14 protein-coding genes are annotated in these 26,731 nt (G+C 55.3%); 4 read left to right on the forward strand and 10 right to left on the reverse strand.

Annotated features, from left to right (window positions below):
* Positions 1 to 803, forward strand: an 803-nt coding sequence (locus ABJN75_RS22825; RefSeq protein WP_348441940.1) for an aminotransferase class III-fold pyridoxal phosphate-dependent enzyme, incomplete at its 5' end; no start/stop codon positions are given.
* Between the two features lie 356 nt (positions 804 to 1,159).
* Here the strand turns inward: ABJN75_RS22825 and ABJN75_RS22830 are convergent.
* A complete protein-coding gene (locus ABJN75_RS22830) occupies positions 1,160 to 1,531 on the reverse strand; it encodes a DUF6538 domain-containing protein (RefSeq protein WP_348441942.1) in 372 nt (123 codons plus the stop codon).
* A 406-nt stretch (positions 1,532 to 1,937) separates the two neighbouring features.
* Between ABJN75_RS22830 and ABJN75_RS22835 the strand changes: the two genes are divergently transcribed.
* The 3 genes from ABJN75_RS22835 to ABJN75_RS22845 all read left to right on the forward strand — a co-directional run bounded on the left by ABJN75_RS22835 (position 1,938) and on the right by ABJN75_RS22845 (position 11,677).
* Positions 1,938 to 5,177, forward strand: a complete 3,240-nt coding sequence (locus ABJN75_RS22835) for an STY4851/ECs_5259 family protein (RefSeq protein WP_348441944.1) — start codon at positions 1,938 to 1,940, stop codon at positions 5,175 to 5,177.
* Positions 5,174 to 11,245, forward strand: coding sequence for a DEAD/DEAH box helicase (locus ABJN75_RS22840; RefSeq protein WP_348441946.1), 6,072 nt, complete (start codon positions 5,174 to 5,176; stop codon positions 11,243 to 11,245). Before ABJN75_RS22835 ends, ABJN75_RS22840 begins: the two co-directional genes overlap by 4 nt.
* A gap of 75 nt (positions 11,246 to 11,320) precedes the next feature.
* Positions 11,321 to 11,677: a hypothetical protein gene (locus ABJN75_RS22845; protein WP_348441948.1), complete on the forward strand. Its 357-nt coding sequence runs from the start codon at positions 11,321 to 11,323 to the stop codon at positions 11,675 to 11,677.
* A gap of 71 nt (positions 11,678 to 11,748) precedes the next feature.
* Here ABJN75_RS22845 and ABJN75_RS22850 read toward each other — a convergent pair whose 3' ends face one another.
* The 9 genes from ABJN75_RS22850 to ABJN75_RS22890 form a co-directional block, all read right to left on the reverse strand.
* The gene (locus ABJN75_RS22850; protein WP_348441950.1) at positions 11,749 to 15,087 is read right to left on the reverse strand and encodes a DUF499 domain-containing protein; all 3,339 of its coding nucleotides are present in this window, start codon (positions 15,085 to 15,087) and stop codon (positions 11,749 to 11,751) included.
* Positions 15,088 to 15,155: 68 nt separating this feature from the next.
* Complete coding sequence (locus ABJN75_RS22855; RefSeq protein ID WP_348441952.1) at positions 15,156 to 15,524, reverse strand: hypothetical protein; 369 nt, start codon at positions 15,522 to 15,524, stop codon at positions 15,156 to 15,158.
* A 35-nt stretch (positions 15,525 to 15,559) separates the two neighbouring features.
* Entirely contained in the window at positions 15,560 to 18,469 is a 2,910-nt protein-coding gene (locus ABJN75_RS22860) for a DUF1156 domain-containing protein (protein WP_348441954.1), read from the reverse strand.
* Between the two features lie 14 nt (positions 18,470 to 18,483).
* Complete coding sequence (locus ABJN75_RS22865; protein WP_348441956.1) at positions 18,484 to 19,251, reverse strand: hypothetical protein; 768 nt, start codon at positions 19,249 to 19,251, stop codon at positions 18,484 to 18,486.
* A gap of 337 nt (positions 19,252 to 19,588) precedes the next feature.
* Positions 19,589 to 21,223 carry a hypothetical protein gene (locus ABJN75_RS22870; RefSeq protein WP_348441958.1) on the reverse strand — a complete coding sequence of 545 codons (1,635 nt, stop codon included), beginning with the start codon at positions 21,221 to 21,223 and terminating at the stop codon, positions 19,589 to 19,591.
* The gene (locus ABJN75_RS22875; protein WP_348441960.1) at positions 21,220 to 24,726 is read right to left on the reverse strand and encodes a DUF3883 domain-containing protein; all 3,507 of its coding nucleotides are present in this window, start codon (positions 24,724 to 24,726) and stop codon (positions 21,220 to 21,222) included. The genes ABJN75_RS22870 and ABJN75_RS22875 overlap by 4 nt, the downstream gene beginning before the upstream one ends.
* Positions 24,727 to 24,937: 211 nt before the next feature.
* The gene (locus tag ABJN75_RS22880) at positions 24,938 to 25,261 is read right to left on the reverse strand and encodes a hypothetical protein (protein ID WP_348441962.1); all 324 of its coding nucleotides are present in this window, start codon (positions 25,259 to 25,261) and stop codon (positions 24,938 to 24,940) included.
* Between the two features lie 118 nt (positions 25,262 to 25,379).
* Positions 25,380 to 26,432 (reverse strand): hypothetical protein, encoded by a 1,053-nt coding sequence (locus ABJN75_RS22885; RefSeq protein WP_348441964.1) that lies wholly within the window; start codon positions 26,430 to 26,432, stop codon positions 25,380 to 25,382.
* 2 nt (positions 26,433 to 26,434) lie between these two features.
* The coding region (locus ABJN75_RS22890) for a hypothetical protein (RefSeq protein WP_348441966.1) at positions 26,435 to 26,731 on the reverse strand (297 nt) is incomplete at its 5' end.

The following is a 26,731-nucleotide window of genomic DNA, read 5'->3' on the forward strand; positions in this document are numbered from 1 at the left end:
ATGACCTTTCCATGTCGGAAGCCGACTTTGTCGCCCATTGTGCCAGTGAGCTGGAAGACCTCATTGAACGTGAAGGTGCTGATACCATTGCCGCGTTCATAGGAGAGCCGATCCTGGGGACAGGTGGTATTGTGCCACCACCGCAAGGCTACTGGGAAGCTATCCAGAAGGTACTGAAGAAACACGACATCCTGCTGATTGCCGATGAAGTCGTGACTGGGTTCGGTCGTCTCGGCACAATGATGGGCTCAACCCACTACGGTATCGAGCCGGACATTATCACAATCGCAAAGGGCCTGACGTCCGCTTACGCGCCGTTGTCCGGATCCATAATCGGTGAAGACATGTGGAAAGTGCTGGAGCAGGGCACTGACGAGAATGGTCCTATCGGTCATGGCTGGACCTATTCGGCACACCCGATTGGCGCAGCGGCCGGTGTTGCCAATCTGAAACTCATTGATGAGATGAACCTGGTCACGAACGCTGGTGAAATCGGCAGCTATTTCAATACCGCGATGACTGATGCCCTGAGTGGCCATGCCCATGTGGGTGACGTTCGCGGAGAGGGCATGTTGTGTGCTGTTGAATTTGTTGAAGACAAGGCGGACCGTGTTTTCTTCGATCCGGCAAAGAAAGTTGGGCCGTCTATCGCCGCAGCGCTTCTGAAGCGGAATGTCATCGCGCGTGCCATGCCACAAGGCGACATCATGGGTTTCGCCCCGCCGCTGTGTCTGACCCGTGGCGAGGCCGATACTGTCGTGGCAGCGATGGCCGAGGCTGTGACAGAGGTACTTGGCAAGTAACTGTTTTTTGCCGACGGCTTCGATCATCGCGATGTGGGCAGTTTGAATATTGCAGTTACGTTGATCAAATGCTTGCGAGCAATAAGTACCTTTGCGGCTTACCTTGTTTTTTGAGACGCTTTGCAGCTGTCTTCGCAACTGGTTAGTGATAGGCGGGGGACACCCCGCCCATCAACCGTTTTCTGTTCTTGCTGCTGTTAGCACTTGAAGTGGTGGCGATTACCGAGACACTTCGTAAAAACCGCGAAAGGTTTTCGAGAATTGGGGCTGGTTGGCGAACTCTGTCGCGATCGCAATCTTGGTGATTGGTGTGGTCGATTGTCGGCACAAATTATAAGGTAATTCCAGTCTGACACTCAGATAGAGTTGCACCGTGCTTGTAGGCTGCGGTTGCTTCCGGGATTGTCGTGGCTGCCAGTTGCCTTGGCGGCGGTCACGATATCGTCCATCAGGTCGTTCATGCGATCAATTTCCGCCTTGAACATTTTTTTCAGACTGTCTTCCCGTGTCATTTTCAAATCCCGTCGAAATCGCAATTCAGCAAGCATGGTATTGAGGCGACGTGCCATGAACTTTGCACGCTCGTGGTCGGGTTGCCTCAAGCTGAATGACAGCTTCCGGTTATGATCAGATTGAAAAAGTACCGATGGTATGCGCGGGTGCCAGTACCAGATGTTTCCGCGGCGCAGGAGGTTTTGAACGTCGTGTCGCCGAGCCATAACCGTCATCCCGTTTCCGAAATGGCGCATTTGGGCACCAGTTGGTCGAATCGACTGAGAGCACAGATTTTGTCGTCTGTTTTCTCTTTATATATCAATTATTTGAGAATTAGTTGGCTGGGGAACCTGGATTCTCAGCCAATTAAAACAAGTCTTTGATATTAATATGCAAAAGACCGTTCCGGATGTCCGGTGAGGCCCACATTAGTGCCGCGGCTTTGGGTATCAGTCAAGGATGAATTTCACCAGTTTCAGATGCTCAAACCGGCGTTGTTAAAGCCCAAACGAAAAATCAAAATGTAATGACTATCCTCCTCGCTCGACGAATCTACCAATGCCGCATAAGTTGTCTATCGGCATCTGGCATACCCAGCATAGATGGTGCTTAGGTCGATATGGTGCGGGGGGTGGTGGATTGACAATTGTAGATCGAATGCTTGGATCTGTTGATGGCTTTCCGGATGGCCGTCCACTCCATGCCTATCGGTTAAACAAAGAGCAGCATCTATTGCTCGAAACAGAGATTAAGCGTGGTTTCTCTCAGCGATCCATTTTTACGGTTGCAGTGCCATTCGTCTTATGGGCTGCCGAGAGATACCGACGTGAATACGATGGTGGTGTTCTTTCCTGGGAATTTTTGACAGACCCCCTAAGTCTTGACATCTCCCAAGCAGATTTGCGCGAATTAACAATGGAAGGTCTAAGGCGACTAAAGCGTCCGATTGGACGCATGGAAGGTGGAACGCAATACCTGCGCACCATTGCTGCCGAAGGTGGAATACCAGTCAAATTATTGAGCGGGCAGGGTGGCTACAGGACGGCGATCGTTGGTCTTGTGGCTGACCTGTCGCGTATGGGACTCGGTTGTCCACGAGAAATAGCTCTCGGATTCGCTGGGCGGCGAACACTCCGTTTCCCAAGGGGATATCAAACGGAAGAGTTCCGAAATCTTTTTGTCGATTTTGCGATACAGGTGTTGGAGCTTAGGGCTTTGGCGCCCGGGCCTCTTCAAGCGGATGAAGTAGAATCTTGGCTAGACGAAGTTGAACCCACTTGGCGTGACGGCCTTTCATTAAGGCTAGATGGTGATGCCGCACGTAGCCTCCTTTCCGAAGCTATCTCGGTAACCCGCAAATCTGGCTTGGTTACCGATCCCTTTTGCCGGGTGCTCTATCGCGGAACGGATGATCAATGGTCTTCTTGGATCGAAGTTGAAGACAAGGCAGAGATTGCGCCTGAGCTAATCGCAGGAATAGAGCGCGACAGACGTCGCTTGCGCCTTGCTCCTACCGGGCAACTTGCGTCTGTCGTACCTGATCTCCTTCTTTCCCTTGATCGCGATGCCTGCGGAGAGCCCTGGGACTGTCAACGCATTAGCGCACGGCGCACAGCGCGGTTCTCAGTTGAAATCGGTACCGCAGCCGATCTAGTTGCAATGGCCGACGGTAAGTTTCTTTGCCGCGTTCGACTAGCGGGAGGAGAACCCTTGGAAGTTGGCTCCGGCCCACTGTTTTGGCGTGTTGCTGAGATGGGGAATGAAAGAGCTCAAGCTCTCACATTCGCTGGACGAGCATCAATTCAAACCGAAGACCCGCATATATGGCTGCTTACTCCCTTAAATGAGAGGCCGGATTGTTTAGGGGACATTTCTTCGGAGGCGGATGGAGTAATCAATGGTGGTCGCCTATGGCGCTTGTCTGGTGAAGGTAGAGTTTTGATCTCTGGTGGGAATGCTTCGATCAAGACCAGCGCAGAAAAGGACGAACGCGAAGAGATACAACCGATTGGCCCACTCGATTACCGCATCTTGGACGGACGAGGAACTCCCGTTTTCAAGGGGATGCCATCGATCCTGCATCGCCGGGCAGGACGAGCGTTCCACAAACTGAAGTCCTCCGAAACGCTCCATCGAATGGGCTCGCGCGGACATTGGAAAACTGGAACACCTAAAAACCAACCCCTGGGTCGTGTTGACTTGGCGGTGAAAGAGGGCGTCGGCGGTGTTGGGGCACGCGTCACCGTTTACGTAGTGCCGGAGGACGTTCAGGTTCAGGAGGTTGGAAACTCGGGCGTTGGAGGCCGTGTTCTATTGTTCGAACGGATGCCGCCGGGTTGGAGTTTGCGGGTGGGTGATTCTGGAACGGTGCGTGTTGCGGACACGGGCATAGCCGAGGTGCCGCTTTATTCCGGAGTGTCAAAGCGTGGTCGCTTACCGTTTATTCTTGCGAGTCCCGATGGATCGCGTCCTCTGAATTGGGCATTGGACTTGCCAAGGGCGCGAGGGGAGTTTCAAGACTTGGGCGGCGAGGTTCTCTCCCGAGATCTTGTTGTTGGCATGCAGGACTTGAGATGTTGGAGGGTAGTGCCAGCTGAAAACATCTCGACCGATTTGCGTGTAAGGCTTGTAGGGTCTTCAGCTAAAATCAACGCTGTCACTGGCTGTTCCATTGCGGTCGAGCAACCGCTTTCTGCTCTTCGCCATCTTTTTGAAGAGCTACTTGTTTCTGGTGGTCCTGATTCCGAATTGCGTCTGCGGGTTATTTCAGGTGGCGGGCAGTCTCCTAGGATAGTCTTACGTTATGGCGCTGATGAAACACGGTTGGAGAATGACAAAGTTTTAGTTTGTGATGAGCAGAAACTTGAATTTGATTCAAATTTGGTAATCACCGCCGTTGACATGGATGATCCGTTGAGGGTTCTCAATGTCAACGCTGATGGACTTTCAGAACTCGGAGTTGGGCGTTGGTTTTTGTTACCTCGCAACGGTGATGCTCCGCTTCGTCCGCCTCGACCGATTATTATTCCAGCTCCTGACGATTTGGTTGGTGCCAATGCTCCCCGACGAGCGGACCGGATAGCCTATTTTTCTGAGCTGTATCGATCAAACTCGGCGGGTACTGATCTTTTGCAACTCGCGAAACTCGTAGGCGTCCTCTTTTCACATGGTGTGTCGCCGTCTTCGCTCGATCAGGTACATGCCTTGTGTCAAGCACCAGAGATCGCTGTGCGTCTACTGCTGAGTGTGCATGCCTCTGAGGTTGAGGACATGTTGTCACTAGAATTGCATGGCGGTCCAAAGTGGATGTTCGTTTCGCCAGATACTTGGGCGACAGCCTTTGGTATGGAAGCGGGTACGCTGCGCTCTGAACTTTCCAAAATCCCGGCACTGGCCGACAAAACCGAGGAACTTGTAAGCGATGGGATCGCGTCAAAGGTTTCCGATATTTTGCGATTACGACCAGCACTATCAGGGCATGCCCTGTTAGGCCTATCAAAAACTGAACCTGCTGCAATCGGCGGTTTGGTAAAGCGTTTGGGTGAACTACCAGTCGGGATTCATGCACCTGAACAATCCTTGCTTTCATCGGCAGAGGACATGATCCGGCGTAATGCGACTACAGCTCCGCATCTTTATGAAATTCTGGCCAATAACCGACCGACAGGTTTCAGCCGGTTCAGCGATGCCCTGCGTGGGTTGATCGATGCGCCGCTTTTCATAGCAGAAGTTGCTTTTGGATTGCGTGGCCGACCGACGACTAAGCAACAAGTTGAATTAATTCAAGCAATCCAGACCGATGTGGGAACGTTTGAAGTAGCTCTGCCAGCAGCAGTGGCCTGGATAGACAGTCTGATGAATAAGATAAGAAAACCATGAAGAACCATATTGCATTGCCTCAGTCCGGATACGCCGACATCCTGTCTCGTGTAAACGACCGCGCAGCTGACGCAGTAATCGGAAAAGGGCGTGTTCGGTCTTCTACTCTGCGCAAAGAACTCGCCCAACGTCTCCATGGTGGAGCTGGACGGCCAGATTCATTTGTCGCGGATCCGGTCTTTGAAGCCGGTCGGGTCTGGCAGCGAGCGGATACCTGTCTCGACGGTCTTGCGGGAAGCTTATTGGAAGAAGACTTGGTTGCGGCACTCGATCGAAACCATCTCGACGACGGTAGCGAGAACATGCGCCGATGGCCCCGTATAGGCGAAGATGTCGCGCCATATCTACACCAACTCCGGGCATGGGAGGCGGCTGAGGCCGGTCGGAGCTTCATGGTCACGAGTGGTACGGGCTCGGGCAAGACTGAGTGTTTTATGATCCCGTTGTTGAACGACCTACTTCGGCAACATCGCCCGGGACATACTGGCATCCAGGCTATCGTGCTCTATCCGCTTAACGCACTGATCGACAGTCAGAAGGAACGTCTTGGAGCGTGGATGGACCCGCTGTCGAACCGACTGTCTTACGCGCTCTATAACCGACATTTGCCGGATAATATTCCTGGACCGAAGCGTCGTGGTGCCGAGATCAGAGACCGCAAGACACTGCGGAACGATCCACCTTCGCTTTTGGTGACCAACGTCACTATGCTGGAATATATGCTCATGCGGGCTCAGGATCGTTCGATCCTTGAGAAATCACAGGGTACGTTGCGCTGGATCGTTCTCGATGAAGCGCATAGCTATGTCGGGGCCCAAGCTGCCGAGATGGCACTACTCCTACGACGTGTGCGCGAGGCATTTGGCGTTGCTCCGAGTGATGTGCGTTTAGCAGCCACTTCGGCGACAATCGGCGAAGGTGCTGAAGCGCGCGAAACGCTACGTTCATTTCTCGCCGACCTTGCCGGTTTGGAACCCTCCCAAGTTGAGGTCATTGAAGGCAAGGAACGGGAACCTGATTTGCCCGCTATCGGGAAAGATAGGGCTATTGATCCTGACACATTACCAAGTGACGAAAGTGCGCTTTGGGAGCAGCTTGCGGGACATCCTGTCTTTAGGGAAATTCGAAGCCAAATGAGAGACGGCGGGATCGGTCTCCGGCAGTCTGCACGGTTGCTTGGTCGTGATCCCGAAGATCCAGAAACTGTCGCGGGAACATTACGAATTCTTGAAGCGGGGGCACAGGCTCGCGATCCCGCTTCCGGCGTGTCACTGGCGCCATGGCGTCTCCACGTTTTTCATCGCGCCCAAGGAGGACTCTGGACCTGTATTGATCCATCTTGTCCTGACAAGAGCGCCAATCTGCTAGAAGAAGGAAGCGATTGGCCGTTCGGGCAAATCCACCTTACGGACAGGGATCGCTGTACATGCGGTGCGCCGGTCTTCGAGGTCGGGGCCTGCGATGAATGTGGTACTCCTTGGCTTCGCGCAGATGTTATACATGAACGGCCGAACCGGTTCTTGCGTCCCGCTCGCGATCTTGGTGTTGATGATGAGTATATTCTGGATGTTGAGCCGGACGAAGATAACGACGTCACGACCGACGCTGGCAGTGTTTCTGAACGCGTCCTTGTAGGTCCGCCTGTTGCCGGCGGACGCGACTTTATTAGGCTACATGATAGTGCTTTGTTCGAGATACCCGCTCAGGAGGATCGAGTTGTTGCGCTTTCAATTTTAGAGCCTTCGGAACGCGGGTGTTGTGAGCGTGCTGGCCACAAAGGGGTTACGGTACGACCGCAACGGTTTGGGGCTCCCTTCCTGATGGGGAACGCTTTACCTCTCCTGATCGAGGCGTCGAAGCCGAACCTTTCCGATCATCCAGTTCCCTTTGATGGACGCCGATTGCTTTCCTTCACTGACAGCCGACAAGGCACGGCACGTTTCTCAGCCAAACTACAGCAAGAGGCCGAACGCACACTGACAAGGGCCGTCGTTTACCACTCGGTGCAGGAACGGTCCGGCGATCCTGACAAGGCAGCCAAATTACGTGAACAGATTGCTGGGTTAACGGAAGCAGTCAAAGCCATTCCTAGTCTCGCGAGCACACTCGAAGAAAAAGTGACCGCTCTGAAGGAGGCGGAAGGTGGTCACACAGCGGTAGTTTGGGCTGACATGGTCCAGCGCATTGCAAGGAATGAAGAATTCCAGAACTTCGCTCGACCCGTCTGGCGCGATCGACCATCCAAAGGAGACATAGCGCTCGCAGAGGATCCGAAGGCACTTGCGGAACTTTTCCTTTATCGTGAACTGTTTCGAAGGCCGCGTCTTCAGAACAACGCCGAAACGATGGGTGTTGCTAGACTGCTTTTCAAAGGTCTTACCGACCGTGCCCGACTGAAACAACCCACTCCTCTTCTCGAAGCAGGGCATGGAGAAAATGTTTGGGCTGACATTTTACATGCTGCAATCGACATGGTGTTCCGCACAAACCTTGCAATAAATCTGCCGGAAGAGCCCGCCGACGTTCGGCATTGGATTTCTCCGCGCAGCGTGCTTTCGGTGGTGATGGAACCCGGTCTGTCAAAGGAGCATTCTTCCGGGGTCAAAAACCCGAAATTTTTCCCTCATGCTTTCGGAGATGCGGCCCTCACGCGACTCATTTACCGTCTTGTTGATGGCACTCGAGACAGCGCTGTGGACTCGGAAAGAGCCGGGCAGGTTCTTGCTGCAATTTGGGAAGCACTACGGCAGTCCAAGGTCATTGTTCCTGCGGCATCAGGTGCCTGGCGATTGGATATGAACCAAGCCAGCATCGCTCCGATCGAGACTGCGTATCAGTGTCCGATCACGCGCAGGTTATTGCCATATGCCCCCGCAAATGTTTCAATGAATGCGGTTACCAATCCTGAATTGGTTCGTACCGTGAAAATGCCAGCACTGCCTCTGGCCGCTCCGCAAGGTACATCCCACGAGGTTCGCCGTGAACTCCGAGAATGGCTAGCCAAAGATGAATGTGTTGCTCAGCTTCGGAGTGATGGGCATTGGACGGATTTGCATGACCGAACTGCCGAATTTTCGCCGTTTTTGCGCGCGCAGGAACATTCAGCGCAGATTGATCGACTGAGCCTTCAAATCTACGAAAAAGAATTCCGGCAGGGCCAGATTAATGTTCTGAATTGTTCCACCACCATGGAAATGGGTGTCGACATTCCGGATGTTGGGCTCGTTGTAAATACAAACGTTCCACCGTCTCCAGCCAACTATCGTCAGCGTATAGGCCGGGCTGGCCGCCGAGGTGAGCCTTGGGCAATGGCTTTTACGTTTTGCAAGGACCTGCCGCTCGACAACTTGATTTTCCGCGACCCGGCGAGGTTGTTGAAGGCGCAGGTCGCAGCGCCTCAGGTGCGGCTTGACTCGGCGATTCTTGTTCAACGGCATGTGAATGCTTTGCTTCTTGGTCTATTCCTCAGGGAAGGGGGAGGCGTCAATATCAAGACGAACATGGCATCCTTTATGGGAGCCACTCCGGAACGGGAGACACCGTTCATGCCGGACAGCGTTGCAGACAGATTTCTTTCTGCGCTCCAAGGGGATTGGGGAGAAGCCCATACGGTAAGTCTCGCAGTACAAACACTTGTATTAGGTACGTGTCTCGCAGGCTATGAGGGCCTCGTCGCACGCACCGAATCGGATTTCGCCAGTATGAGAGACCGATGGCGTGGCGAGTATGAGCAGTTGCTTGAGGCACAAGCAGCCTATCCGAAAGACGAGCCTGCTAATCGGATGTATGGCAAGCGTGCCGAAAGGATGCGGGACGAATTCATGATGGCCGAACTCGCTCGGCGTGGGTTCACTCCCTCATATGGCTTTCCGGTCGATGTCGTTACCTTCGATCATGCAGGTCGCGATGGAGCCGATGCTGGTCCATCGCGGTCGTTGGATATTGCAATCCGAGAATATTCGCCCGGATGCGAGATTGTGATTAACGGACTTGTGCACCGTTCCGAAGGAGTACAGCCAACCTGGGGTAACCGGAATGACCCCAGCGCGGTTGAAGACTTGCGCACGCTCTACGCTTGTTCGAAATGCAACGCCTTCGGTGTAAGCCGCGCGGATGTATCGGCATGTCCTCGGTGTGGTACTCCGGTGCAGAGGCATGAATTGCTCCGTCCATCTGGGTTCCTTGGTTCAAAGAAGCCACACAGCGCGTATGAACAACTATCGTTTGTCCCTCCGGACCAGCCAAGAGTCTCGGCAGATCCGGAGGAGTGGATCTCGCTCCCTGATCCGGAAGTCGGGCGTCACAGGACCGCGCGTGAAGGGCGAGTTCTGGTTTCGGCGTCAGGTGAATTCGGGCTTGGGTATGCTGTGTGCATAGCCTGTGGTCGGGCAGAAGCAGAAGAATTTGAAGACGCCGCAAAGCTTCCTCATGGTCTGAAAGATCATTTTCCGCTGCAACGTCTTCGCGACAATACTCGGCACGATGGTCGCTGCCCTGGAAACGAGGAAGTCAAACGTAAGATCCGTCGCCATGTGCGGCTGGGGTCTGAAATGATGACTGACGTGTTTGAACTACAATTTGATGCGTTGGCGAACACGGATATTGGCAGGAAGCAGGCCGCAGCGATCGGTTCTGCTTTACGGGAGGCACTTGCTGCGCGCCTTGGGGTCGATGCCGAGACGATTGGCTTGGCCGTAGCTCCGAGCCTTCGGCCAGATGATGATCGAAGAAGTTCAATCTTTCTTTATGACAAAGCATCAGGCGGTACCGGTTTCGCCAGCTCCGCAGGACAAGACCTGCCAAGCACCTTGCGTGATGCTGCAATACGGCTTGATTGTCCGGCGTCGTGTGAAAATGGCTGCCCTGAATGTGTTCTTCGACGCGATCTTCAGTATTCCGGTGGAATGGATAGGCGCGGAGCATTGGAATGCCTGCAAAAAGAAATCCTTCCGCGGCTCGACCTGCCAGTGGAACTGCGATTGTTCGGCCCTCACACACGCCCTGTTACTCAGTCTTTGACTGGTTGGGCACATCAGCAGCTAAATCTCCGCAAGTTGGAACGTCTGACCCTCTTTCTGACCGATCCGCCGTCACGGTGGGACGTTGCGGAATGGCCCGCCGTCCGCCTTGCGGAGGAAGCGGCGAGGACCGGGGTGCCGGTTTCGGTTGTTTTGTGGTGGTCAGATGTTCAGTCCCTTGAAAGGTCTCAGAAACTTGACCTTGTAAGACTCGTCACGCGTAGTGGCGCGCGATTGTATGGACTTGACGTTTTGCCGAAGATTGGTGACGCACCGATATTGGCAGAGGTACGACTGTCTGGTGTCGACCTGGCAATCGCGACGACGGATCCGGACGCAGCTCATATTGATCGAAATTGGGGAACGGTTGCGAAGGCGCCCGCGCTCCGTGGACCGCAGGCTGCGATGGAACTTTCTCCTGCGCTTTCTCTTGAGAAAATCGCTGCATATGGCGAGGGCAACTCTGCACAGAAAGACGTGACGACTGAACTGGATGGGGCAGTCGCAAAATTTGGAACTCGTTTTTGGAAAATCGCTTGTGCCCTTCGTCCGCAAGCCTTTGCAGAAGGGCGTCGAATAACACACGTCATTTACAATGACCGGTATTTGCGTGGACCACTACCAGCACGCCTGCTTTATGAAGTTTGGCGCACGATGCCTCTACGCAACAACTCAACTGGATTTGAGATCGTGACCGAGGCGGTCGGGCAGCAAGGACGGCCTGGTTATCTCCTCTGGCATAACTGGGAAAGTGATGATTTACGTCGCAACGTTCTCGCGGAGCTCTTTCCGGCAGCAAATGTGCGTCTCGTATCCAAAGCGGACAGCGCGCACGCGCGGTCGCTAACCATTAGGTTCGACGACGGGGCAGAAGTTAGTGTTTTCCTTGATCAAGGATTCGGAGCGTGGCGGGATGCATCGTTAAGATCAACTCGATTTGCGCATGACACTGACGCTACAGCGCAAGCGCAGGCACTTACTAATCTTCGCTTCGACATCAAATTACAGGAGGACGGGAGGTTCCCTACACCAATTTGGGTGACCTGGTAATTAGGTCCGGGCACCTCATTTTCGGAAAGATCTCAAGAAACCCTAAGGGAGGGAGGCTGCTGTGGTTGTGGGGGGATGTCAGTTCGCAACCGCCGCCTTGACTATTTTCTTCTTGGGCTTCTTCACCTCTACTACGATTTTGCCCATCCGTTCCGCCTGGGCACAGCGGCGTTCTTCAAGAAGAGCGAGATGTTTCGGATCATTTCTTCTCCGCTCTGCCTCCTCCCGACGCTTCCGCTCTACGTCTTAATTTTTCTTTTGCTGTTCTCGCCGGTGCGCTTGCTTCTTTGCCGCTTTTTCCTTTGCCCGCTTTTGGTCCTGCACCTGCTTTGCGGCGGCGCGTTCTTTCTTCAATCGCTTTTGCCGCGCGCGTTGTTCTTCCTCTGTTTTGGTCAGTTTTCGCCGCTCTTTGGACTTCGAGAACCAGCTTGATCCAGGAGTGATAATAGTCGAACCGCCAAGGTAACTCCCGCGCCCCATTTTTTATCAACCACCTTCCCGCATCACTTCACCACCTTGTCCTCAAACTCCAGCGTATTGGCGTTCTCAATCAGGGTACGCACCTTCCCGCGGTCAAGCCCGGAAGGAACCTCAGCGTCGATTTCTAGGCGCAGGGTGACTTCGGCGCCGGGCAGGGTGGTCAGCTGCTCGATGATGGCTTCCACGATCTGTCCCATATCTCGCGCCGGCCGATCTTGGGAGAGCAACACGGAGCCGATGAAGCGGGTCGGTTTGGCCTCTACTGGAATCTCAGGTTGACCACCGCCGCCGGAGGTCGGCTGCTGGCCCCCGGTAGGTGTCGTGCCTTCTTCCCCTCCAGCGCCGGTAACCGTGCTGCCGCCAAGTCCTGTTGTGTCGGTGGCCTCCGCAGGTTTGGGCCGATGCGCTTCAGCAACGTCCGGACGGACGATGACGCTCTCACTGTCGATGGTTACCAGCGCGGAGCCGCTCTGGTCGATCGCCAAACCTTCATAAGTCTCGCTCGCCGGGTCAAAGCGTTCGGCATAAGCGAATTTGCCACCGACCAGACCGCCGATCGCCGTCTGCACAGCTTTCACCAATGCGTCGCGGTTTTTGAGGCGCGGCAGATAAGGATAGCGATTGACGTATTCCCAGACGTCTTTCAGATGCAGGTGCGGTTTGTCGTGCCAAACGAAGGCTTCCAGCTTGCCATTCATACGGTTCGGGCCGATCTCAGGGAATAGAGCTTCTTCTGCGACGAGCTTCTGGCTAGCTTTCAGGAGCAGGCCGTCCTGTGCTGCGAGCTTTGCAGAAGAGAACTCGACATCCGTCTGAGCGCTTTCCTGGTACGGATAGATGAGATAGCACCAGGCCTCCTTGAGACGGGTCTTCACCGTATCTTCCGCCTCATGTGCTTTCTCTTTAGCTTGCGCCAGCTCACTAGCCCTCAAGTTCAACCGCCCGCTGTCTGCATCCCTCAGGATTTGACCCCAAGCTATTTTCGCGCGCATAGCGTCGGTCAGAAGATCGAGTTGCCGTTTGTCAGCAGCGAGAAACACCAGCGTGTTCCGATAGACCCTCGGCGTGCCGCCGCGCTGCATGAAAGTGTCTCTGGCAAGAAGCATCGCTTCCGAGCCGTCGCGGCCGCCATGCGGATGTGCGACACCAAAGACAACGGCGCGAACGCCGCCCGGTTCATCCGGAACATCAGCGGAGCCGTCCGGCGCGACCTGAACCGCCACGAAATGTCCACGGTCACCAAGGCCGTTGACGTAAACACCAAGTGCCTTGTCGATTTCGCCCAAGACCAGTGCTTCTTCGAGCTGACTTGCACGATCCGCGGCGGTGCGGTTGAGGCTTGCTGACATCGAATACCAGTGACGACCAAGGTCAGCATGCATAAAGCGAGCCTGGTTCGAAAGCCTTCTCAGGGCATCACTGAATGTGGCAACTCTTTCTCCGGGCTGGACGACCCCGAGATTGATTCGTTTGTCATCGAGGCCGGCATTCTGTTGGCCTTCCAGAGGAGCCGTCCCCATGAAGACTGTCCGGGCGACACGCCGCGTTGCCGAATAGCGATTCAGCGTTGGAGCGCTTTGGTCGATGCGGTATGGCACGGAATCTGCGCCATCGATATCTCCCGCGATGATCGACTGCCAGGCAATGTCGAGATAGTGAAGCAGCTCCGACTCAACACGGGGTGCTCCTATGGCGACACTGCCCGGCATGATCATGACCGATGGATCTCCGGCCATCCAGAGTTCGTGGATCACCTGGGCCATGAAGCGCAATACGCCGCGGGTGCGTTGGAATTTGTCGAGCGTTCCCCAGGTAGTGTAGAGCTGATCGAACAACTCCGGATGGATCGGATAGGCCTTCTCCAGTTTTCGGCGGTAGTCCTCTTCCGCGCAGGATTTCGGAAAATCGGTCGGATTGTCCCGATAAAGCGCGGCAAATTTTTTCAGCGCGTTGTCCCGATGGCGATAGTTATCGCCGGAAATTTCCTTGAAGAGACGCCTGCGAACGATCTCGTAGCTTTCTTCCTGGCTGGCCGGGCGCCAGGGACTTTCCACACGGCTGAAGGTCTGTTTAAGGCGTTCCAGGGCTTCTTGGCCGCCGTCACCTCCGACTTCGATCTGGGACGCGGGCAGCGAGGCCACAAGCAGCGTCCCCGGGCTGGCCTTCACAGCTTCGGTCAGGGACTGGACAAAGGAAATGTTGGAATCGAACGATCCGGACGGCAATCCCTCACGCTTGTAGATCTGCCGGAGATAAGCCACCCATTCATCGATCAGGATCAGGCAGGGCGCACATTTGCGAAAGAGGTCTTCAAGCAGGTTCGATCCGGGAGCTATGCCGTCGCGGTCGTGCTCGGCGACGAGCGCATAGCCGTCTTCCCCACCGAGCTGAAAGGCCAGTTCTCCCCATGTGGTGCGGATTTCCCGGCCATAGTCCTTTTGACGGGCTGCTGTATCGGCTGGCCCGTAGGAGGTGCCAACCAGAACGGCGCGGTTGATGGTGGCGGGGACGTCCAAACCTGCCTCGGAAAGTAACTGGTCCAGACCCGGCAGATCCGCGACCTGTGTACCTCCCACCATGTGGTAGAGCGCCAGCATGGAGTGGGTCTTGCCGCCGCCGAAGTTCGTCATCAGTTCAACGACGGGATCGCCACCATTTTGGGACAGGCGCTTGGCAGCCCCGACGAGGAGGCTGCTGAGGCCGTCGGTCAGATAGGTTCGGCTGAAGAATTCCCTTGCGTCGCGGTATTCGACCGGCGCGCTGCCATTGTGGACCTTGGCAAGATCCGCGGCGAATTCGGCCTGCTGGAATTCGCCTGTGGCCACGTCCTGATGCGGCTCGACCACCTCGCGCCAGGGCTTTAGTCCGGCTTCGGTTTCCGCGGCAATCGCCGTAGCCTGGCTTCTCTTGCGGTCCTCATTGCGGGCAAGTTCGGCAAACTTGGTTCTGAGGATCGCTTCGCGCATCTTGCCAATCTCGGCTGCACTGTCGCCGGCACTGACCGCTTCCAGGAGACGGCGCATGGAATCCAGAGCCCGTTCTGCGTCGTCGTAGGAAAATTTTCCATCATGGGCGAGCTTGTTCCGGGCATCGACCAGCTCGTTGACGATGGACCTGTGTGTCCGGTCCAGCGAATCCCGGAAGCAGTCGTTCCAGAAACGTTCCATGACCTTCAGCAGCTTCTGCGTGTCGAGATGAACCTCCTTTTCGAAATCCCGGCGCCAATCCGGGAACCGCTCCAGCAGTTCCTTTGACCAGCCATCTCCAAGTTTGGCCTTCAGTTCGCGCAGGATGAAGGGCTGAAGCCCTGCCTGCATATGCTCCATGCCTTCAAAAACATATTGGCGCGCGGTCTTGGCCATTCTGATTTCCCGATCGTTTCAAATCGCTGGTATGATTGCGAAAAGTTGCAAGGATTATTCGTTGCACGTCAGGACTTCGTGATCCAGACATATTCGTAGGCGAGGCTACTGATGCTGCCTGAGCGGACTTTTGCGACAAGGCCTTCATCCGGAACCGACTTCGCGACGACGGCAATGTCATAGGCCTTCAGGTACGGCGGGCCGTGCGGTTTCTTGTCCTTGTGCTTCTGGCAGACCTTCACAGTGGCAATAAAACGGGTTCCGATCGGAAACATCTCGCGCAGTTTCCTTGGAAACTCGACACGTGTCTCTGCCGGAAAGCCGGTGAGGGGACGGACCCGGGGGCGGGAAACACTGCTGTCGCGGCAGGTCTCCAAGTCGATGTTGCCAAAGAATCGGCCCACATACTGCTCGAGATCATCCGTTTTCTGCATCACGCCTCTCTCCGCCGTTTTCTTCCTGTGCTCGGGCCTTAAACGTCCATCCGGGTCTGAACTTCGCCATCACCCAGGCGAATTGTGGCGGCCTGACGGGTCAGTTCTGTCCAGACGGCGATGAGCCCGTTGTATGCGGTCGCTTCCTTGGCATCCTTCCGTTTGTTGGAGCAGATGTCATAGAGGTAGTAGGCAAGGTCCTTGACCGCCTCGGCCTTGTCGCTGCCGATCTTCTTCAGAAGCACTGCCGCTTCGTATTCGCCCTCGTTTTCCAGGACCCTGATCAGGTGCTGGCAGCATTCCCAGATGGTTAGGTGATCGTCGGTCGCCGGATCCCAGTTGCCCTCAAGTTCATCGCGTTTCAGGATGCGAACCCTTCCTGCGGAACTATCGACAATGCCGGCGTGCTTAACGCTCTCGACTGAAATGCCCCGTGCGCGGGCAAGATTGTCGGCCGCGCCATAGTCCCCCTTGTCGTTACCGAACTGTTCAAACCAGGTCGCGGCAAAGCGGGTGTCCGCATCGAATTCCCCATGAAGATGGTTGAGGAATTCGTCCAGTTCCGCGTTGATCAATTGGAGGGCGGTTTTGACCGTCATCGGGCTGTCGTCGGCTTCCAGAACGGCCGCATAGCGAGAAAATACACCCATACCGGGGCCGATGGCCGATTGCGGCATATCGGCCGGGGCGATGTTGGCGGCCTGAAGCTCGGTGATGGCCGGCGGTAACTCGCGTTTCAGGGCGCGGATGAGTTCGGCACGAGTGATGGTGTCGGTAATAGCCTCCTTTTTGCGGCAGACGAGGACGACCGAGTTGGCGAGGGCATTGGTTCCCGATGCAATCATGCGGTTTGCCATCTCTGTGCGCATCGGCCATGTGCCGACAACAGCATATCCGGCTGCGATTACCGCTTGCAGGAAGGTCGCCCAGCCTGTCGAACTGATGCCATCTTGATCGATTTCGCTCTGCTTGAATGCATAGTAAATCGCCGCAGGATACTCAGATGAAGACTGCTCCGACATTTCTTGGATGGCTTTCCCCATACCCTCCAAGAAGAAGGCTTCAGCTCGTTCTTTCGTGCCGTGCCGATAAGGTGTTGCTACCAGTTCTTCGGATTTTGGTGTGGCGAGCACTCCGAAAAGCTCGGGATAGGTGTTCCTAAGTGATCGACGCATCCATGCATAAAAGTAATCTGATAGATCGGCATATCCGATGTTGTCGTAGTAGGGCGGATCAGTCGAGATCACCGTTCCAGCCGGATAACTGGCAGACTGAGCATCCTGCTGCACAATGCAACCCAGTGAAGCCACTTGTAGTTGATCCAGTGTCTTAAAACCCCATTCAACACAGTTCCCCCAATTTCCTGTGGAGTGAGAGAACGGATTCGCTTCGGTGAAGTCCCATGTCATTGGAAGTGCTTGCCGGCCGAATGCGTTGCGAATGATTTCGCGCCCATGATGCCAAGACGTTATGGTTGAGTGATAGTCTGTCATTTTAGAGATGCCAAATGCGAAGAAGACGCTGACAGCATCTGCATATGCAAGAGCATCCACCCCGCCCTCGGCGAGAGGTTCACCACCACCTTTTCTGCCGCCTGCTATCGCGTCTGCTTTGATTTGCTCCCGAGTTTCCGAGATTAGATGACAGAACGTGTTCAACGCCACCAATTGACGTGACGTGAAGAGGTCACCGAACGTAGTCAAACCGTAGTTCGGTGTCTTAAAATCCCGAGGGTTCTCTGGAAGTTCGGTTTCGGGCTTCCATTCTGGAACCGCGGATAGTGCGGTTCTTTTGTGGTGTGGTGATGGGGCCAAATAGGCTCGGCCACCCTTTCTCTCGGCGACGATTGTTATGAGCTCTTGGCCCATCTTGCCAGCTTTTCCAGCGTTCCGAATGTAGTCGTAGGGAATTGCAGCATCTGACATGATACAGCGAAAAGCTTGGCGCTTGCCGGCTGTAGTGCCGCGCGCCGCGACCTCAAGTTCTGACTTAGTACCGCCTCTGCGCACACTGTATGTGATAGTCTTGGTACCTCGATCTGCGATGGGTTCGATCCAAGTCTCCTTTCCCTTCTTCGAGCTCAGCATGAAGCTTGAAATCAGCGGCACCTGAACATCCGAAAAGGCTGGATCTGGGCTCGGTACCGTCCGCGCCCAGATCCAGGCGATGACCGTCGCTATGCCCCCCCCATACTCCTTCGGCAGATCCACTTGCGGATAGAGGTGGCCGATGCGCTCGAACGCCTTCTCGCGCATCCATTCGCCATAGTATTTCACGTCCTCCGCCAGTCCCTCGGCGTTGCGGTAGAACTGCCGCTCCTTTACGCCCGGATGGACTGGTGATTGATCCTTGAACTTCGGCGGGATCTCGATCATCGCCTTGCCGATCATCACCGCGACCGGGTTGAGGTCCGAGCCATAGGCGGGTAGACCGAGCCGCTGCGCTTCCAGGGGGATCGAGCCGCCGCCCGAGAACGGATCATAGACCGGCGGCAACTTGCCGCCGCAGCTGCGCCGGATTTCAACCCGCGCCCGCTCCAGAACCTCTTCGTTGGTCGAGTTCTCCCATTTCACCAGGTCCTCGATGATGGCAAAGAGGCGTTTGCGCTCGATATCCGCCGCACAGTCTTCAAGCGTCGGCTCCGGACCGGCAAGATCCGGGTTCTCCGCCGCAGCCTCGCGCTCCCCCCAGAACTTGTTCCTCGCTTTCAGTTCCACCTCGGCTTTGGCCCGCATTTTCGGATCGGCAAGCAGCTGATCGACATATTCCGAAGGATCATCAACCAGCTGGGCGAACAGCACTGCCCGACAAGCCGCCAGCGGGCGGCGCGCCCACCACAGATGCAGGGTTGACGGATGTCCGTGCCGGATCGACTTCTCCCGCGCCGACGCCGCATTGATCGCCTCCAACGGCAGCGCGACCTCGATGAGTTTCTTTTTGTAGGTCATTGCGATCCCGATCTTTATTGCGCGATGAAAAGTGCCCGAAGGCCAGAGCCGAGGTTTTGGTAAGCCCCATCTCCTAGCAGATCTTCAAACATTTCTGCGCTTGTTATTATGTTTCTGTCTGCATCTTCATCATGGTCGATGGGATGACGCGCCAGATCTTTTCCGATGGGTATTCCGATTCCCCGGGCCGCGAAAGACGCGTCTATCCGATCGTGACCAACCCAGCTGCCCACCAACAAACGGAAAAATAACCCGCGTGAACCCGGAATCTCTTCAACGTGTTCATATGCCGTACTCGGGCAAAAGCAGCCGAATTTTTTGCACGCGGTGCTTATCGAGGCCGTCTTCTTGGGTCGGGCTTGCAACAGTTCCGATGTTTTGGCGTTAACCGCGAAGGACGCCGACTTCGCTTTGGAACTAATTTTTTTGTCGAGATCCGATGGCTTGCAGCACCAAGCCTCAGTGAACATGCAATCGGGACGCGCAGCTGCATAGATGTCCTCCGCTTCCGGGAAAACGTAGTAGGTGCTTTTGGGGTACTTCGCCTCGACGGCCGTCAGTTTGTTCAGTTGGTCCCGCTCGATCTTGATACGGCTATCAGTTTGGGCTTTGAACTGAAAGAGGATCAGGGTGCCACCAAGTCCCAACACAGCATCGATCCCCGCTTTACGTTCTTGGGCTTGCGTCAAGCCGAACCAGTTTGGATTACGGTTGAACGGCATTATTGCCGCACTGAGGGCAGCGCAAAACCTGATTTCAAAACTCTTCTCTGCGTATCTCAATTAGGCTCCCCAAGTGAACCGGCTCGGTCGAGTTGCTTGTTGAATTCGAACTGCCTGGCACTCTGATCGAACGGCGACCTCCGGAAACCTATGGATGACCGGAGAGGTGCCTGTTCCACAGGTGTGTTTCATAGGCCGGTGCAAACTTCCAATTGATGCCAATCTGTTGTGAATGGATGCCAATTCATCCAAGTTTCGATTTACGGTTCCGGTTGATGCCTGCCTGCGGACGTATCCGGGGCACGGGGTGTACATTTTTCCTGCACCGATGCCGAATTAGTCGCTTCCAGCGGCGCCCGACCTCGATGCGTTGCTTTCTATAGTTGCCATAGGCTCTCTAGCTAGCGCGTGTGGAAAGGTGGGACGGCAGCCAACCGACAACGACCTGGCTTGTTGAATCATCCCAGAAAAAATAAAGTCGGAAGCAGTATCGCGGTTCGCGGCTCACACCCTTCTTAAGGTGCCGATCCAGCATTATTCGCTTTTGGCCAATTCTGACGAAGTATGTTTCGCCTTGCTCACCGGCCCGCTCGCCCGTAAAGGTGGGTTGTTCCTCTAAACTAAGTTCGCGGCAACGGGCTTCAAACGCCTCCTTCAAATCCGTACCGCCCTGGCGGCGCATTGGAACGTAGAAGTCGCGCAAAAGCAGCAGGGCTTTGTAGATGAGCGAAACGTCCTCGTACTGTGAATCCTTCGCACCTCGCAGTGCTCGACTGTGGAGCTCTACCGACCCGGCCAGGTGTTGATTGGCCCAGCTCTCCAGGTCGGCCAAATCATCAGGAATGTCCTTTTCTTTGGCGCCGCCGTTATTGAGCCGATTTTGTAAGGCATCAAGACGTGCCTGGACTACCATGTAACTGGCTTTGATTTGCCGAAGCTCAGCGAGCGCCTGCTCCTTCTCAACATCAGCATTGACTGCCAGTTCAAGACTGGCCTGAGCCTCTTGTTTGGCAGCCCCCGCTTCCTCTTCAGCAAGCCTAAGAAGTTCCGCATCGCTTTCACCGGCCGCATATGCGCGCGTCCTCGCGTGTTCGGCGGCGATCCTTTTGACCTGTTGAAATGGAGGCTGTACGCGCTCGAGTGCATCGCGCGGTCTTGTCAGGCGCAATGTCTGATGCACAAGGAAATCGGTGAATGTATCAAATTCGGTATCGTCCCAGCTGTGCACCCGAGCTGCCGAGGCGACGGGATGGGCCGTCGAAAGGTCACTGTCGGGATCGAAACCTGGGTTATAGGTTCTAATCGCCTGGCGATAGACGGAGAACTCTCGCCCAAGCTTGTTTGTCAATTCGTAAGATGCTTCTGAAGTGATGATCGCTGTGTGCACGTAGCCAGCTGTTCGCCGGATAAAAGGCTTCACTGGAAGGACCGTTTCGTCCAAATCGCTACTGTCTTCCGGGAGCGCGAAGACTACTAACGGATGATTGCGACCAGGATCATTTAGAAAGGAAACCAACTGATCGACGGCATCCTCTTTATCAACAATCCAAGGCTCTGCCGAAGTAGGTCGGCCATCAAGTAATGCGTTCTGGGTGAAGGCAATCCCGCGAACGAAATTCGGTATTGACCGCGGCACGGTTTCTGTCAGACCAAGTTGGGAACAAATCAGGCGACAGCCGAATACTGCTTCATCGGGCCGGCGTTGAGCTATCCCAACTTCCGTGGTCCATATCCGATTGGTGTCTTTCAGGCGCTCTCTAAGCAGGAACGCCCAATAGGTTGGGTCGTCGAGTTTGATCGCCGCTGCGCGCTCGGAGTGCTCCGCGTCTATCTCAAATGATTCACCGTCCCAGGCTCCATCTGGAATACCCTTTAGATTCCGGCTGGGATCAAATGCCCATTTCAGAACACGTTCTTGAAGTTCGCGGAAGATGTCCTCGCCATTGACTACTAGAGAAATCTGAGACGCGATCCGAACGAATATACGATTGCTTGTATCCGGATAGGTTTCCGGTTCGATCGATGGGTTCATGCTGGCACCTCTGCGCGTTCAAGCAAACCTTTTAGATTGAACTGAATAGCGTTCTGATCGAACGGCGGTTCACGGGAATCTAGGGCACCCCGGACGTACCGCGGCGCCTGGGCATAGCCGTTCCCGATCTGGACAATCGCCAGGATGAACTTCTCGGGTTCGTTCAAGGAGGTGATGACTTCCTGTCGCGTGATCATCACCGTATCGGCACTGTCGATGCGGCCCTTTACCTCGATGAAGCGCATATGGTCCGACTTCGGGTCATAGGAGGCAATGTCATAACCGATCTTCTGGGCGGAGACGTCCTCAGGCGCGTTGCCAAGCGCACGCTCGGCCGCCATGACGGCCTCCATGGCCGCGAGTTCAATCTTGCGACGCGCCTCCGGGTCTTCACTGAAGCCGGAGGTCTGGCGGGCGGTGTTATCGGGTGAACGCGAAACCAGCAGAGCTCTAGGCACGACAACCATACCTCCTCGGACCCTCGGCGGCTGGGAGGATATGAGCCTTTCCTGCTCGATCATGTCCATACGGCGCTTGAGACGTTCCGCGAGCTCTTCAGCGCGCCTTTTTGCATTCTGCCAGTTCAGACGCGTCTTCTTGCCGGCTTTTTCTTCCTCCCTCAACTCGGCGGCACGGGCGTCCCAATGATTGATTTCCTTTCTGAGGCGCTGCTTGACTTCACTCTCGACCTTGTCAATCTCGGGAAGACGGCGTTTGCGAACCTCGGCGACATGGGCCTGCGCCAGGTCGACAGTCGCGAACTGGACGATCTTCCTTTCAAGATCTGACCGGATCCAGTCCTCGTTCAGTAGGTCCTCGACAAGAGAAATTTCTTCGCCAGTCGCCGGCCGCAGGTTGAGGTGAGGGGCAATGCCGGCGTTATGGACCTCGCCAGCCTTTTTGATTGCCGCGAATTGTAGTTTTTGGGAGATGATATTCGGGTTGCCGGATGCGGTTGCCTTGCCATCCTGTACGCCGTGCTCCAGGAGAAAGAGGGCGGAGACGTCACGGCCATCGTCGGTATCGTCGACAAGGACGGCGCCTTGCTTCATGAGGTGGTCATTCTGTTCCCGGATCATGCTGATGATCACATCGAGGAGCGGATGACCGGGATAGATGAATGCCGCAACCGGCTGTTCGTTGATGCGGCTTTTCTCGAAGCAGATCCGTTCGTACTTCTTTTGAACCGGAGCGCCCATGCCGGATTGTCTGTCCCGCTCCCGGACGCTGAGCGGCACATGGGCGATTTCCCAGCGGCCGTCCTCTCGCGGTTTGATCCGGCCACCCAGGTGCTTGAAAGCCTCGATGAAAAAGCTCTGGATGTGATGGGGTTGCAGACGTTGTGCCTCTGCGCGCTCCATTTCCAGACGCAGCTCCTGAACCCGCGCTTCCGGCATGGTGTCGTCGGTGAGCTGACGCTTTTGTAATAGATGGAGGAGGTGGCTCTGGTCCACGGCGCCATCAACAGCTTCGAACAAGCGCGCCTTTACGTCGTCCTGTTCGCCATACTGGATTGCCTCGAAGAGGAGGTCCTTCAATGGCCGGTCTTCAAACAGTTCGCCAAGGACATCATAGACACGCCCTCCCAAGGCTGCGCGCGCGGCCTCGAGCTTTTCCAGCAGCCGGGCATAGACTTCGCCTTCCCGGGTATCTTTTGCGACCAGGTTCCACAGATGGCAGACCTCTGTCTGACCGATCCGGTGAATGCGGCCGAAACGTTGTTCGATCTTGTTCGGGTTCCAGGGCAGGTCGTAGTTGACCATCAGGTGACCGCGCTGGAGATTGACGCCTTCGCCGGCCGCATCGTTGGCGATCAGCACCAGCAGGTCCCGGTCCTGCATGAATCGTTCGACGATCTTGCGCCGCTCTTCCCTGGTGACGCTACCATAAATGACATCGACGGCTTCAGGACGCCCGAGCCGTGCCGTCACCCTTTGGCGGAGATATTCAAGCGTGTCCTTCGGTTCGGTGAAAATGATCAGTTTCCGGCGGTGACCGTCCGGATCGACCATCAGATCATCATCTAGGATCTTGTCCAGCTGCTGCCATTTGGTGTCCTGCCCGGAGCGGAGGACGCCAAGCGCCATTGTTTCAAGGCCCTTGAGTGTCTGGACTTCAAGCTCGAGTTGCTCGATGGTTTCGGCGGTCGTCGCGCTTGCCGAAATCACCTCTTCCAGTTCGTCGATCTCGTCCTGGCCGTATTCCTCCAGGTTCCGGAGCATATCCTCGTTCATTGCACTGGGCGGAGACGGGCGCAGACCGCGCGCAGCAAGCCTTGCTTCGGACAGTTCGTTTTCCAGGCGCTCGCGGCGCCGTTTCAGGGACTGATAGATCGCGGCCGGGCTCGAGGCGAGTCGGCGTTGGAGGATCTGGAGGGCGAAGCCGACATTGTTGCGTTTCTTCCCGTCGTCTTCCGCGAACCGCTGAACCCGGTTCATCTCGTTGCGGACGTATTCCGTAACGGCGGAATAGAGTTCGGCTTCAGCCGGTGTAAGTTCGTATTTGACCGTGTAGGCCCGGCGCTCCGGAAACAGAGGACGGCCATCGAACTTCAGAAGCTCCTCCTTCGTGATGCGTCGCATCATGTCCTCGACATCGGCAACATGAACGCCATCCCGGAAACGGCCCTCGAAGCGGTCTCCGTCAAGCAAGGCCATAAACAGCTGGAAATCTTGCTCCTTGCCATTATGCGGAGTGGCGGACATCAGGAGAAAATGCCGGCAAACGCGACTGAGCAACTGGCCCAGCTGATAGCGCTTGGTGTATTTCGCCTCGTTGCCGAAATAGGTCGCCGACATTCTGTGGGCTTCGTCGGCGATGATCAGGTCCCATTCTGTCGAGGCCTGCAATTTTTGCTGGAGGTCCTCGTTTCGCGCCAGGACATCCAGTCTGGCGATCATGCGATTGCAGTCATTGAATGGATTGCCGGACCGTGAGGTTTCGATCCTGTCACGCGTCAGGATGTCGAACTCCAGGTCGAACTTTTCTCCGAGTTCATCCTGCCACTGTTCGACTAGGCTTCCGGGTGCGACCACGAGGCAACGTTCAAGATCGCTCCGGGCGATGAGCTCCTTGATGAGAAGGCCTGCCATGATGGTCTTCCCGGCGCCGGGATCATCGGCCAGCAGGAAACGCAACGGTTGGCGCGGCAGCATCTCGCCATAGACTGCGGAGATTTGGTGCGGCAGTGGGTCAACGATGCTTGTGTGGATCGCAAGATAGGGATCGAAGAAGTGGGCCAGTTTGATCCGGTTGGCTTCCGTCGTCAGTCGCAAGAGGCCGCCATCGGCGTCGAAGGACCAGTTGCGGCCGCGGTTTTCCACCTTAAGCCTGTGCTCATCATCACGGTACAAGGTCGTCTCGGCCGGCGCTCCGCTTGCATTACGGTAGACGACATTGATAGCCTGATCGCCAATCCATTCGACTGAGATAACTTCTGATTTTTGGTTAGGAACGATTCCAGAAACGACTGAGCCTGGCTTAATCTCGTTCAGAACACCCATTTGCACCCAATTCGCACTGATTCTGCTTAATCGCCGTCTATTTCAGATATTGGGTTTTACAGCACTCACATGCAAGTGTTGAAAGGTGTGGGCTAGAAAGCCGATGGCGACGAAGTAAAAAACTTTTGCATTCATCCTAGTAATGAGATTCCACCTGGAACGCCGTTCCAGGGAGTAACGGGGGGACTCGAGTCTGGGCAGGAGAACGGCGTTACTCATCGAAGTCATGATCTGCGGATCGTCGCCGCTGAAACTCCCAGCCGTCTTCATACTTATCGACCAGGGCATCAATCGCCTTTTCGGAGGCCGTTCTGTCAAATCCTCTGTCGACAAGTCTGTCAGTGACCTTCTCCATAACCTTGTTGAAATCCTTCCAGTTGCCAACTTTGGCAGTCTCGAGAACGAAGTAATGAAACAGCGTCGCGGTGATGTCGTTCCGTGAGGGGCGGTTCTGGTCTTTGATGCGCTTCCGGTACTCCCGTTGGCGCTCTGCTTTTTTGGCAAGTCGTTGTTTGTATGAGGGGCGTGATGACATGGAGGATCCTTCGTGGGTCAGCCTGGAATGAATGAGGAAGTCACCGGAGCGCGGAAATTATTTCCAGGAATACTGGAGGGGCAGTGGCGCGCATCCGGGTTCAACAGATCATGTAGGGTTACGCGGCAGCTCCAGATTGCCCTTCCGCATTCTGATCCGGGTCCTGATTTGCGCTGACGACCCGCTTTTGTGTCGCCTGCGGTCGAGGGGTTGGCTTGGCCGCCGTGCCCTTGCTCTTCGTTGCCTTCTTGGCTGCCTTCTTCGGATTGTTCTTCTCAGCAGCCTTGGCGAACATCATCTGGATGTCTTCATCATCAAGCCCGAGAGCCCATTGGAGCTGCGGGATGGCGCGGTCCTTCAAAAAGCCAGGAGCATCTGGTGCCGGAACCTCTTCGAACCGCTCGAGGCCATGCAGCGTGGTTAGCAGATTCGCCCAGCCACCATTGTTGTCTGGTTCTTCTAGACGAAGGTGCCCGATTGCTGCTGCCCAGTGATCGTCCCGTTGCAAGGTGCCAATCATGTGCTTGAGTGTGCTGTAAGCCTCTTCAGCTTGCAGACGGATTTTCTCGCGCAGATGACTTTTGACGACCGCCTTGCCACGAAGCTTTGGTTCATAGGCTTCGATGACAGCCAGAAGGATGATACCCAGCAACTCCTTGAGCCGAGCGATCCGGGTTCGTTGAACCTGAGCACCATACCTGGCCAGGCCCGTCAGCCCGGGACCGTCTTCAACCGGATGATCAGACTCCTCCTGATCTGCGGGTCCGGTTAGCATGACCGCGACATCCTGGACCCGTGGACGATCGCCGCTCTCAAAGACTTTGAGGACTTCCTCAATTCTGTCGGGGTTCGCGTGGGCGAGTTTGAACAGGATGGTCGGCGAGACAGCCAGTCGCGTACATTTTGGTTTGAACTGAGTGAGGTTGCGATGCACTGCACGATAGTTGCGAGCATGCCGGGCTGTGATACCCAAAGTGTTCTCCAGCCAATGCTCGCAGATCTTGTCGTCGCCAATTACGTCGGTCGCCTCATCGATCAAGGCGCCCAGTTTAAAGGTCGCGTCCGTGTCTTTTTTCTGATGTCCGCGGATGGTATCGGCGATCGCCTTGATGCGGGTCTGGTCATCGCCCTTCAGGTTTTCGATATCGAATTTTTGATCTGTGTTCGTCAATGTCACGTCTCCTGATCTGGTTGTGAAGCGACCCGATTGAGGCGCTGTTCTTCACTCAAAGACCAAGAAATTGGGGGAGGCAAGGTGTTAGACTTCGGATGACTAACGGCTGAGGCGCCGTAAAGGTCAAATGAAAACAATATGATAAATGAATGGATCTCGAACCGGGTGACTGTTGGGTTCAAATCGAATCCTTGAGTTGAAAATGCGCTCCAAGGACTCGCGCAAGGATTCAATCGAGTGTCAAAATCGGCACCAAAAATGAAAATGCCCATGATCGTGCGATTGCGATATCGAGC

The organism is Hoeflea sp. (assembly GCF_039975035.1).
GTDB lineage: Bacteria > Pseudomonadota > Alphaproteobacteria > Rhizobiales > Rhizobiaceae > Hoeflea.